This is a genomic window from Bradyrhizobium sp. SZCCHNR1093 (genome assembly GCF_032381175.1).
In the GTDB taxonomy this organism is placed as follows: Bacteria; Pseudomonadota; Alphaproteobacteria; order Rhizobiales; family Xanthobacteraceae; genus Bradyrhizobium.
On sequence record NZ_JAUHJJ010000001.1, the window covers coordinates 282,979 to 294,727 of the forward strand.

General features: G+C 65.1%; 14 protein-coding genes. All 14 read right to left on the minus strand.

The window, feature by feature from the left end:
• Positions 1–10: 10 nt before the first annotated feature.
• Positions 11–388, minus strand: coding sequence for a hypothetical protein (locus QX070_RS01400; RefSeq protein WP_315734138.1), 378 nt, complete (start codon positions 386–388; stop codon positions 11–13).
• A complete protein-coding gene (locus tag QX070_RS01405) occupies positions 388–642 on the minus strand; it encodes a hypothetical protein (protein ID WP_315734140.1) in 255 nt (84 codons plus the stop codon). The genes QX070_RS01400 and QX070_RS01405 overlap by 1 nt, the downstream gene beginning before the upstream one ends.
• Positions 608–1,054: a hypothetical protein gene (locus QX070_RS01410; protein ID WP_315734142.1), complete on the minus strand. Its 447-nt coding sequence runs from the start codon at positions 1,052–1,054 to the stop codon at positions 608–610. The genes QX070_RS01405 and QX070_RS01410 overlap by 35 nt, the downstream gene beginning before the upstream one ends.
• 3 nt (positions 1,055–1,057) lie before the next feature.
• Complete coding sequence (locus QX070_RS01415; protein WP_315734144.1) at positions 1,058–2,269, minus strand: N-acetylmuramidase domain-containing protein; 1,212 nt, start codon at positions 2,267–2,269, stop codon at positions 1,058–1,060.
• A gap of 3 nt (positions 2,270–2,272) precedes the next feature.
• Entirely contained in the window at positions 2,273–2,671 is a 399-nt protein-coding gene (locus QX070_RS01420; protein WP_315734146.1) for a hypothetical protein, read from the minus strand.
• Positions 2,672–2,675: 4 nt separating this feature from the next.
• The gene (locus tag QX070_RS01425) at positions 2,676–4,154 is read right to left on the minus strand and encodes a hypothetical protein (RefSeq protein ID WP_315734148.1); all 1,479 of its coding nucleotides are present in this window, start codon (positions 4,152–4,154) and stop codon (positions 2,676–2,678) included.
• A 166-nt stretch (positions 4,155–4,320) separates the two neighbouring features.
• A complete protein-coding gene (locus QX070_RS01430) occupies positions 4,321–4,878 on the minus strand; it encodes a DUF4376 domain-containing protein (RefSeq protein ID WP_315734150.1) in 558 nt (185 codons plus the stop codon).
• Between the two features lie 12 nt (positions 4,879–4,890).
• Complete coding sequence (locus QX070_RS01435) at positions 4,891–6,288, minus strand: hypothetical protein (RefSeq protein WP_315734152.1); 1,398 nt, start codon at positions 6,286–6,288, stop codon at positions 4,891–4,893.
• Between the two features lie 6 nt (positions 6,289–6,294).
• Positions 6,295–6,897, minus strand: coding sequence for a hypothetical protein (locus QX070_RS01440; protein WP_315734154.1), 603 nt, complete (start codon positions 6,895–6,897; stop codon positions 6,295–6,297).
• Positions 6,898–7,033: 136 nt separating this feature from the next.
• Positions 7,034–8,176 carry a baseplate J/gp47 family protein gene (locus QX070_RS01445; RefSeq protein WP_315734156.1) on the minus strand — a complete coding sequence of 381 codons (1,143 nt, stop codon included), beginning with the start codon at positions 8,174–8,176 and terminating at the stop codon, positions 7,034–7,036.
• Positions 8,176–8,754 carry a phage GP46 family protein gene (locus tag QX070_RS01450; protein ID WP_315734158.1) on the minus strand — a complete coding sequence of 193 codons (579 nt, stop codon included), beginning with the start codon at positions 8,752–8,754 and terminating at the stop codon, positions 8,176–8,178. The genes QX070_RS01445 and QX070_RS01450 overlap by 1 nt, the downstream gene beginning before the upstream one ends.
• The gene (locus QX070_RS01455; protein WP_315734160.1) at positions 8,727–9,332 is read right to left on the minus strand and encodes a phage baseplate assembly protein; all 606 of its coding nucleotides are present in this window, start codon (positions 9,330–9,332) and stop codon (positions 8,727–8,729) included. Before QX070_RS01455 ends, QX070_RS01450 begins: the two co-directional genes overlap by 28 nt.
• Positions 9,333–9,341: 9 nt before the next feature.
• A complete protein-coding gene (locus QX070_RS01460; RefSeq protein ID WP_315734162.1) occupies positions 9,342–10,442 on the minus strand; it encodes a phage baseplate assembly protein in 1,101 nt (366 codons plus the stop codon).
• Positions 10,443–10,447: 5 nt separating this feature from the next.
• Positions 10,448–11,716 (minus strand): DNA circularization N-terminal domain-containing protein, encoded by a 1,269-nt coding sequence (locus QX070_RS01465; protein ID WP_315734163.1) that lies wholly within the window; start codon positions 11,714–11,716, stop codon positions 10,448–10,450.
• Positions 11,717–11,749 lie beyond the last annotated feature (33 nt).

An 11,749-nucleotide genomic window follows, 5' to 3' on the forward strand; every position in this document is an offset into this window, starting at 1 on the left:
CGCGCCGCCCTTAAGGCTTCTGCAGCGGGTGCAATTGCCCTTTGAGAAATTCGAGCTCGCGCGATGTCGCGTTAGTCGCATCCCAAAGCTTGATGATCCGCGCTTCGTTCTCGCGGCGCGCGATCTCGGTTTGCGCCTTGCTTTCCGATATCGCCTCGCGCACCGGGTAGTAGAGCGCGGCGCCGATCGCGAGCAGCGCCGAAACAATGATGCTGATCGGAGTCCATTCGATCTTCCGACCCGCGTCGATCTTCGAGGCGAGCAGAGAAAAGCCGGCATCGACCTTGCCGTCGAGCATGCGAAATTCTTTTCGCAACTCGCCGTGTCCCTCTTTGAGGTTCAAAACCTCTTGCGTGAGGGCGCCGTGATCCAACGGCGCGCCGGGCATCACTTGGCCCCCCGCTCGATCGCGACGGCTTGCTGATCGTCGCACGCCCGCCCCGCAACGATGCGATGATTGGCTTTCAGATAGGCCGCACGGTAGCCGGCGGCGACGTTGCCGAGATCGTCGCCGACCTTGACGCCGGGATCAGGCACCTCACGCAACACGCGCTGACACTGGCGCGGCATGATCTGCGGCGCCGCCGCCGGCGCCGGCGGCGGCGGATTAACGGATAGAAAGCAGCCGCCCAACGTCGGCATCAGTAGCGCGACGACAAGCAACGTCAGGAGTTTTCGCAACATAGGTTGAAACCTTATCGTCGATGTGTTTGGAAAAAACGCCGTCATAGGCGAGCACCTGATCGGCGAGCTTCTGCATGTCGGCGCGCAAGGCGAGCTCGCGCACCGCCGCCGCCTTGGATTTCGCCGCGACATCGGCGCGCCACGCCGAGCGCACTGCATTCGAGCCGTGCACGTCGCCAGCGATCCAGCCGGCGACGTACAGCACCGCGACGAGCCCGAGCAGGCCGGCCACGGTGCCGAGCGGCGATTTGAGGAAGTCGAGCGCAGCCTTGAGCAGCGCCGCAACCGTCGGCATGAACAGTGCGGCGATCCACAGGCCGCCACCGGCGCCGGCGAGGCCGGCGAGCGTCCAGAACAGTGATGCGATCATGTGTCAGTCCTCGACGATCGGGCCGGCGTGCGCCCCGCTGTTGTGATCCGCGACGCGATAAGCCTTGATCTTGGCGAACAGGAACCACGCCGCCACACCGCCAGCGATCAGCACGAGCCCGACGACGATCGGCGCGCCGCCGGAAAACACCGCACGGGCGAGCTCGCCAGCCGAGTCAACAACGCCCTTGGCTTGGTTCGCCTTGTCGATCATGTCTTGCGCCTGATCGAGCAAGCCGGCCTTTTCAGCCGTGCCCCCGCCAACGAGCACGGTGCCCGCGATGCCTTTCGCCCAGGCGATCAGCGAGCCCTTGTCGGCCGCCGCGATGGTGCGCGAGCCGGCCGCCTTGAGCTCGGGCGCATCGGCGAGCTTGCGATCGCGCGGCGCCTCGATCGGCTCGGCGGTTTTCAGCGCCTCGCGCGTCGCGGCGTCGAGCTTGCCCGTCACGGGCAAACCCTCATGCGCCTGGAACGCCGACAGCGCGCCCACCGTCTTGACGCCGAACCGGCCATCAGGATTGCCAACGGCCGCATAGCCGAGCTTGCGGAGCTTGATTTGCACCGCCCTGATGTCGTCGGCGGGCACGTCATCCGGCGCCACCACGGCGCCGCCGGCGAGCTTGCGCACCCACCGCTTATAGGCGTCGGCGAGCCGCACATCGTAGTTGTTGGCGCGGTAGCCCTTGCCGTTGTAGCCGAGCGCGACGCGCGCCCAGGCGTGCGCGTTGAGCTCGTCGATCAGCCCCTTGCGACGGAGCTCGCCGATCATGCACTCGATCTGCCCGGCGACGTTGCCGGTCATGTGCTCGACCATGGCGCAGGCCGAGGCAAAGCCGAGCTCGGCGTGCAGAAAGCCCATGGTTTGCCCGAGGCCCCAGGACGCCGATTGATTGGCAACCTCCTCGTTGACGGCGCGCGCCTTGGCGATCAGCGCCAGCCGGCCGGCGCTCGTGCCCTGATCCTTGTATTGCGTCGCCTTGGACCATTTCGGAATGGCGAAGCCGGCGCGCGCGAAGGCGGACTGCAGCGCCCTGGACACCGCCGCAGCCATCCGCCAGGCGACATGTCGCTCATAGAGGAGCGCCGGCGTGCGGCCGTCCTGCTCGAAAGGATGCCCCGAGGTTTCGACCTCGACGAGCGCGAGCAGCGCCGGCCGCTCGATGCCGGCCTTGGTGGCGGCGGCCGTGATTGCGTCAATGATGGATTGCGAGAACATGTCCTAGACCTTTCGATAGGCGATGATCCCGCGCGTCGAGCGCACCCGCTCGCGCACCGCGTTGCCATCGTTGCCGGATAGGAGGCGGATCAAGCCGCCGCCGAGGTTTTCGGTGATCAGCCCGACATGGTGCGGCCACACCGCGACGACGCCGGCCGCCGGGCCGCGCACGGCCTCGCCGATCGACGCCCAGGCCCGCGCCAGATTGAGCCGCGCATCGCCGATGCCGAGGTGCAGCCGCAGCCAACACCCGCACCATTGAATGCCGGCGCAGGCCGACGGCTGACCGGGCTCGTTGACGTTGGCCGCGCGATGGTGATGCCGATGGTGATGCGGCCGCGCGTGCGCCGGCGAGGCCGCCAGCACCAGCGCCAGGGCGAGCGCCGCGAGAGAGGATCGCACGCGCCTAACCTCGGATGCCCGACACGGTGACTTGCCCGGAAACCGTCGCCGATCCGGCATTGTTGCCGCCGAGCACGGTTCCGTAGAAAAGCCCCTCGGTGCAAACCAAGGCGGCGACGGCGCTCACACATTGATTGTTGGCCGTATTGGTATACTGCACCGTACTCGGGCCGACCGCAGCCGCAGCGTTGCCGCCGGCGGCATAGCCCATTTGACAGCCCATATTTGTTGTCGCCGATGTCGAATAATTCAACATCGTTGACCCCTGCACGACAGGCTCGTCGCTCCATACCAAGAAGTAACAACGAGCGCCCGGCGCGCTCGGGCCGGTTGCCGGCGCGATCTCTTGAAAATAGCCCGACGGCGAGGCGATGCTACTCAAGAGAGGGCCGGACAACACGCGAGTGCGGCGATTGAACCAACTCGCAACCAAATTGGTGTAAAACTGCCCGCTCGCGTCGGTGTACACCATGCCGACGAGCGTTCGCGTATCATCGCCAGTCTTGATCTCGGTGCCACTGTTACCAGCCGTCGCGCTGGTAGCATGCCCCGTCGTTGAAAAAGAAGGAGTCAGCACCCCGCCGACGTTCATGAGATAGGCATAATAGAGCGTGCTCGGCGCCAAGTTTCCCGTGCCCGTGCCGTCGATGTTGACTCCGGTATTCGGGAAAGTGACGCCGCCAGAGGGCAGGCGATAAACCGAGCCGTTGACCCTGACGAGATCGCCATTTCGCGGCATGAACTTGCACGCCGTCGCGCTCGAATAGACGAAGCGGCCGGCCTCGGGCTGCACGCCGGCGTTAGCCAACGCCTGAAGTCGCTGCGCATCGCTCAGCGCCTGGGCGGCGAGATAGCTCACATATCCCGACACGTTGAGCAATTGCGAACCGTCGATCGCCGGCAACTTCGCATTGCCGTCAAGCTGCACAACGCTGTTAGCCGTGGTGCCGACGTTGAGCGCGGCGGCGGTGCCGAGCGTCGGCTTTCCGCTCAAGTCGGCATAGGCGCCCGACACGGCGACCGTTGCGAGCGCGAGGTTTGCGATCGCCAGCGCCTTCTGCGCCGAGGTGAGCGCCTGGGCGGCATCGACGCGCAAGCGGTTGCCGAGCGCCGTCGTGATCGTCGCCGCGAAATTCGGATCGGCGCCGATCGCGTCCGACAATTCCTTGAGCGTGTCGAGCAGAGCCGGCGCGCCGCCGGTGAGATCGGCGCGCATCGCCTGCAGCGCCGCCATGGTGGCGATCTGCCCGGTATTCGTTCCGAGCGCCGCCGTCGGCGCCGTCGGCATTCCCGTGAAATTCGGACTGTCCGGCCCGACACCGCCGATCGCCGTCAGCATCGCCGCCGCCGTCAGTTTCGACAGCATCGCAAGCGCCGGCGCCGAGATCGGCGCGAGCGCGCCCGAGCCGTCGGCGGCGACGATCGGCAGCGTACCGGCGACAGGCGCGAGCCCGGCCCATAGGGCGAGCAGGCCGTCGAGCACGTGCTCGTCATTCCAATCCGACGGATGCACCGCATTCGGATCGGTGCCATCCTCGGCGAAAACAGTTTTCTTGTGCTTGATAGTCATTGCAAGCCCGCCCTTGTCTCAAAAGCAAAAGGCCGCCCAAGCGGGCGGCCCTGTTAGTTGAATGAATGCGCAGCAGAGGCTAGGCGAGGCCGGCGTCGATCTGCGAAAATGTGGTGATCACGCCGGCGTCGATCTTCGCCATCACCGCCGCAAGCTTGTCGAAAGTCGCTTGCACGAAATCGGCGATCTCGATCGATGCGGCGATAAAGTCGCCGGCGGCGATTGTAACGAACGTCGACTCGGCGGTCTGCCACTGCACCGAGGCGGGCGGGTTGGCTTGCTGCAGCCGCGCCACCTTGCCAGCGATCAGGCCGAGGCTTTCCGTCGATGTCGAGATTGGCACTTGCGCGCCGCTGATCGTCGCCAGATAACCGCCACTCGCTTTTGCCCATTGCTTGGCGTTGGCGTAGGCTTTGAGATCGGCCCACAACCCATAGGGTGAGAGCACCTCTTGCAGGGACGCGGTTGTCTGCGCGCCGCTCGCATCGGTAGGCCAGGGCGACGGACCATTGCCGGCCGCGACCCAGGCCGTATATGCCTGATCGTTCGCCGGCACGATCGCCGCGACCCTGCTCGACCAAACCCGCCCGTCGTCCGCGAGCCAGTACCAATCCGCCGGGGTGAAACGAAACGTCATGAATCGGCCTCCTTAGCCGTAAGTACCATTCGGGCCGCGCACGCCTGCGCTTGAACCGGGGTAGTGATTGTCACCGGAGCCGACGACGGAGATCACCGCATAGTTTGCGACATAGAACTTCTGCCCGGTGACGGCCGCGCCGTTGACGATCGACGAATAGACGATTTGCACGAGCGACATCGTTGAGCACTCGACCCAGCCGCCGCCGTTGCCGCACACGATCGAGGCAAGGATCGTGAGCGAAACGCTCGTCAGGCTCGGTTGCTGAATGATCGCGCCGTTCGCGCAGTAGACGTGCCATCCGCTCGTCATGAGCGGGTTGCCGCCTTGCGGCGACCCGCTCACACTCATCGCGCCGGCATAGGTGACGACGGCGGCTTGCGACACCGCGAGGTGAGAGCCGTTGCAAGTGCCCCAATTGAAGTTTGTGAGCGTCGTCGAGGTGCCGGCGCCCGACACCTGTACGCCGTTCATTCCGTCCTGGGAGCCAGAGGCGCCGAACGTTCCGCCGGCCGATACCGAGAAGCCGTCGAATTGATGCGCCTGCCCGCAGTTCACAACCGAGATAGCACTGATGTTGACGCCGGCCACGACGCAAGCTTGCGGGTTGGCGTGGTTGCCGATCCAGTAGACGAAGCCAGAGCCCGACATCATCTGACAGCGAAGCGCCGCATAGTTGCCGTTCGCGACGTGAATTTGAATGTTGAACCCATTCAAATTGAACCGCGTGATAAACGACATTGCGTATTGCAGTGTCGCCCAGGCGGTGCCCGGCGTGAGTCCGTCGTTCGTGTCCGATCCGGTATTCGAGACGTAGTAGTCTTGTGCCGCCTGCAGATAGATCGGCGATCCCGGCTGGCGCTGCATCCACAGCAATTGCCAGCGGTTGCCGTCCCATCCGAAAGCCTGCATCGATCCGCCGATGATATCGGCAAACTGCAACGCCGAGCCGTCGGATCGGACAACCGCTTTGTTGCCGAGGCCGTTGAGATTGAGCACCGTTGGGCCGCTATTGGTGAACTTCACCGTAGCGACGACGATTTGCCCTTTCTTGAGCTCTTTCGGCTGCGGCGACAGGTTCACCACGAGATTGTTGGCGGTGCCCGTGTCGTCGCCGTAATTCGTCTGTCCGCGCTGAATGAGATACATCATCGCATTCGCGAACATCTGATCGGAGTTGTCCTCCGTCACGACGGGGCCGCCGGCGGCAAGAGCTCCGTTGATGCGCGCACCGTTGCGCAACTGCGCAATGATCGCATTCAGCCACGATGCCATGACGCGAGTGCCGTCATTGGCGAGCTCGGACGAGCAGTCGGCAAACCACGTATCACTTGCGCCGAACACGCGCGTTTCGGCCGGCCGCTGCGTCACCGTGAAACGCGCGTTCGACGGCCCGAGAATATCGGTCATTTCGGATTACCCCCCGATGGTTTGATAAGTGACCTCGATGTGCGCGTGCACGACGCGATCGAGGATGCATTTCAATGGCGTGATGTCAGGATCGCAGGCGAGGCCGCCGCCGGCTTGCATGTGCCCGGCATAGGGCAGCACTTCCGCCGGCGCCGTGTAGGCCGGGCTTTCGTTGAGATTGACGACGATCAGCAGCCGCGCGCCGCCGATCTGCCCGCCCGGCCAACTGCAACCCGCCTGGAACGTGCCGGCCATGCCGCCACAATCGTTGTTGATGCTTTCGCACGCGATCGACCAACCGGCCCGCGCCGCAACCTCGGCGTAGTATTCGCAAGTCGCGCCGCCGAGCGCGGCGACCTTGGTGCAGAGATCAGGGAACGGATCGCAGGAGTCCGGCAAGCCGTATTCCATCATCCACAGATCATGCGTCTCCTTGTGCGTCGCGCACCAAAACTCAAGCCGCAGATCGCAATAACGCTGCAGGATGAAGGCGACGACGGTCGAGATCGATCGCCAGAAGCCGAGCAGTCCGCTCGGCACACGGCTTCTAGTCTGAAATGGCGGATCATCGAACACGCCGGGATCGAAAGCCCGCACGAGCCCCGGCAACGGCCCGCCCTCGTTTGACTGCCATGCGCGCCCGCGCGGCAATAGCTGCAACACCGCTTCGAGCACCTCGTTAGGCGTGCGACATTGCAGCGGCGCTGGGCGCGCCTGCTCACATCCTGACATCTGAGTGCCTCGCTTAGTTGGCCGCGAACGTCATGCTACCGAGCGTCGGAATCTGCCCAGGCGCGAGAGCGATGTCGTCGGCCGGCAGACTCACCGCCGCGCTCGCCTCGCCGGCGGCGTTTGACATCGCCTGCCAAATCCACGAGCGCGAGAACGATGTCGGCGACGCGATATAGGGCATCGGCGCAATCGGAACATCGATTCCGGCAACGCGCGAGTTGGTGCGAAAGCTCGCGGCGAGCTCGGCCCTGATCGCCTCCTCGACATCCGTCGTAAACGGGTTGAGCCGTCCGATCGAGATCGGCACGGGCAGCGCCACCGGCGCCGCGACCGTCACCAATGCCGCCGCCGGCGCCACCAAGTCGATTGCCTCGGCGACGCGGGCGATATCCGCCGCTTGCGGGATGCCATCGGCGTAAAGATCATCCATCAACGGAAACACGCGAACCGTTCCGGGACCGTTGAACCTGCGCTCGACGAAAACGCGCGTCACGCCGACAACCTCGCTCGCCCACGTCACATAATCCGCCGGCGAGCCGCCGGCCGGCGGGTTGCGCTTGCGGAATAGGATGCGCCCCCGGAACGTGCCGAGATCGCCGGTATACGGCGCGCCGTCTTCCTCCACATTGAGCCCGCCGACGATGCCCGCACTATCAACGCTCGCGGTTGCGTCGGTGAGACCTGGGCCGCTAAAGCCCGAGGTGAGATCGAGCGGCGTGTTAGCAATGGCGTTGCTATCCGCACCGCTCACCGCCGCAATCACGGGCACGATCAGCGTGCCGGCGCCTGGGATCGTACCGGCGGCCGTGGCGAGATAGCGCGCGCCGTCGTCCCGCGTGAGCACCGCGCCGGCATCGACGGCGAGCGCGTCGGTTGTCACAATCGACGCCTTGCCCGACGCCGGCCGCGCCGGGCGCCGCGACAGGCCGAGCTCCTCGCCGTGCTTGTCGAGGTTCTCGCCGTCGGCCGTCAGCGCGAATTTCTGTTTCTGGATGTAGTCGGCGAACTGAAAAATCAGATGCTCGATACCGCCAAAAACCTTGCTCGTCGGGTTGATGTTGTTCGGCTTGATCCATGCATTCGTGCTCGGAAGATAGGAGCGGAACGCGCGGCGCGCCCGCTCAACGGAGTCGTTAAGCGTAGGAATTGCGAACATCAGCGCGCCACCTGATTCCAGAGAACATCAAAATTGCGGTTGTAGACGAGCGCGCCGTCGCGGCCGTACAGCGCGACGGAAAGCTCAAGCCGCCCCTCGATCGGGTATTGCGTCGCGCTCACGTCGATGCGCACGCACACGCCTTGATCTTTCAACGGCGCGAGCGCCTCGATCGCGAATTGCTCGGCATAGTGGGACGCGGGCAGGCCGAGAATGGTGAGCGGCGCGCGCTCCAAGAGCCAAAGCCACGAGCCGGGGTGATCATCCTCAAGCGGCACACCGTCGCCCCAATAGCCGCCCTGTTCGCCGTCGGCGAGAAAGTAGAGCGGATGATCCGGCGCGATCCGCTTGTCGGTGAACAGCGCCAGGATCACGGCGGTTTCGATTGCCGCCTTGGCGCGAAGTCCGCCACGATTGTTGATCTCGTCAGGCTTGGCCGGCGCCCAATCGCCAACGCCGCGATTAGGATTCCAAACCGTATCCCAAAGCAGGTTGAACTCCTCCGCGCAGCCCTCGGCGACGCGGATCACAACATCTGATGCCATGCTTGCTATTCCGCAAAAACCTTGGTTGCGCATGCACCGCCGCAGAGCGCGACAGGCGTCGAGGCGTTGACCGAGCCGAGCTTGATGTGCGGCGAGGTGATGACGACTTGCGTCGGGTGCGTGATCTCGATGTCGCCATCGGTCAGCTTCACCACGGCTTGCTTTTTGGTAATCGTCACGTCGTCTTTCGACATGGTGATCGTCACGCTCTGATCGTCGCTCTGCTTCACGCCGGCGCCGATCGAGAGCTTGATCGTTTTCGTGTGATACACCTCAAGCTGATCTTTGAAGACGCGCACCACGTCGCCCGTGTGGTTGTAAAGGATGGTGCCGCCCTCGGGCGTGTTCTTCGGCCGATGATCCTTGTGCTCGAAGCCGAGCGCGAGCAGCCGATCGGATCGGCCGCCGAGCGCGAGAAACACGCCCTCCGATCCGCTCGGCGCGTGCGATGAAAAGCCGTGCATCTGCGGCCGATACACGTCCTCGAAATGCTCGGTTTTGAGCCCGGTCATTTTCTTGAGGATCTGCTGCGTCCCGCTATCGTCGGTTTTCTGCACCGTCGCGCGCCGCAGATGCCCTAGCAAACCCTCTTGCCCCTCGGGAAACCACATCCACATTTCTCAATCGCCCCCCGCATCCGTGCCCCAGGCGCCGCCTGCCGAGCCGCCCTTTGTGCCCTTGCCGCCGAGCGCGCGCGGATCAACCAGCGACAGCACCGACAGCGAGCCGTCGTCGCGATCCTGCGACCATTCCACCGTCTCAATCGCCATATCCTGATGCACGTCGGCAAAGTCGCTATCGGTGAACACGAGATTTCCCGGCTCCCAAAGCGCGCCGCCGTCGTCGGCGAATCCCTGCACCGTCACATTGGCCTTGAGCGCGTTGCCGGCCTCGCGATCGCGCCGTGTCGTCGCGCGTTTCTTGGCGCGGTCGTTGTCGGTGTCGCCGTCGTGATAGACGATCACCGGGCGGTAGCGCCCGACCTCGGCGTCGCGGGCGAGGCCCTCGATCTCCAAGGCGTCGGCGCCGTGCCCGTAGGGCTTCTGCCCACGCACGATCACGTCGGAATGCCGGCCGCTCCAATTATGATCCGCCTCGATCTCTTTGAGGTTGATGCCCTCGATCAGGCCGCCGGCGTGGCGCTTCTGCCCGCCCTTGGTGATCTTGATCGAGCCATCCGCCTGCCCGACGGGAAAGACGCCCTGCTCGCGGCAAAGCTTTTCCAGGCACCGGAACGCCGTCTCGCCGGGCGTGACGCGATAAATCGGCACCTTTTTGAGTTGCTGATCCGTCGAAATGCCGACGCCGAACTTGTCGAGCTCGGCGGCGATCTGTTGAGGATCCTTGTTCTTGAATTGGTTGGTGTCGTGAACCGCGCTGCAGTCGATGAAATCTTGCGACTTGGAGCGCCCCGAGATCGTGATCTCGGCGCGCTTATGCTCGCTCAATTTCGGCTGATAGCGATCGACGTAACCACGGCAGGCGAGCGCACCATCGAACAGGATATCGATTTGCGTGCCGGCCTTGAACGTCCAGGCCGTTGCGGCGCCGCCGGGCTCGGCGGCCGCCTCGATCTGGAATGAACGCGCCGCAGACTTGAACGCCGCGCGCACCAAGACGCGCCGCCATGCCGTCCACTGCGCGCCGCCGGCGAGCACTGTCACGACGGGGTTTTGCCCGCCGAGGCCGTAGCCGAGCGCAAATGCAAGTGAAATATCCATCGCGACTACCTCGACAGCGCCTCGATCGTGCGCGGCATGAAGAACGGGTTTTGCACGGCGTTGCGCGCCGAGAGCTCGTCGGCGCGGTTCGGATCGGCGTACAGAATCCAGGCGAGCGCGAGCGACGGCCGCAGCCTTGCGCTTTCGACCGTGATCACCGGCGCGAGGTTGGCGATCGCTTGCGACAGCCAGGCGATTACCTTGTCGCGTAGCTGCTCGATCGCCAGGAACAGCGCCGCGTTTTCGGCGCCGTCGGTTTGATAAAGCTCATTCTCGAAGCGCTCGGCGAGCTCGCCGCGCGCCGTCACGCCCTCGGGCCGCGAGGTGTACGTCGTGCGCAACACCGACTCGGCGTACGCCGTGAGCGCGGCCAGCCGCACCGCGCGCGCGGCGGCGGCGGCGTTGTCGGCGGCGAGCTTCTGCGTCGGCGTGCGATAGACCGGGCCGGCGAGCTCGACGGTGCCGACAACCGTCGCCGCGCCCGAGGTGTCGGGAAACGACGCCGCCAGTTCCAGCGCCGCGCGCGTCGCCGAGGCCGCCGGCAGCGCATCCATGGTCTGGCGCACGAGCCCGACAAGGCTCGCGACAGCCGCGACGGCATCGCCGCCCGGCGCGGCGGTGTTGGTGATCGCCGCCGGGATGCTCGCGATCAGCGGCCCGACGGCATCGCGCACCGCGCCCGACACCACCGGATCAACCGGGTAGGATTGCCGCAACACATCAACGGCCGCCGCGCCCTGGGCGAGCGTGTCGGTGACAGCGGCAACGGCCGCCGCCGGCTTGCCATAGGTCGAGATCGCCGCCGGCAGCGACAGCGCGATCGCGCTCGCCAGATTGTCGGCCGCCTGAAACGCGATGTTGGCGAGCAGCGGGATCGAGACGAGCGCAGAGCTCGCGCCCTTGCGCACGAATTTGAGATCGAACGCGACATAACCCATTTTGTCGCGCTGCGTCGCCCGCTCGAAATCCTTGCAATGCACCGTCACCGGGCCGAAATACGGCACCACGAGAATGCCGGCGCCGCGCGAGGCGAGCGCGGTTTTCAGGGCCGAGGCGAGCGCGTCGGCCGCGTCGCCGTGCACATAGGCCGCGCCGCTGTAGAAGCGCGGCGCCTCGCCGAGATCCTCGACGAACGGATCATCGCGATTCGGGAACTCGTGGATGACAAGGCCCCGGCCGCCGGCTTCCTTGTCCTCCTCGAAGTAGAACGGCACCCCTTTGTAAGATGCCGGCCAAAGGCTCGTGAGCCAGTCGCGGCCCTGCTGCGTCGCCATGCCGGTTGCCCTTTGTATCGTACGAAACAAAAA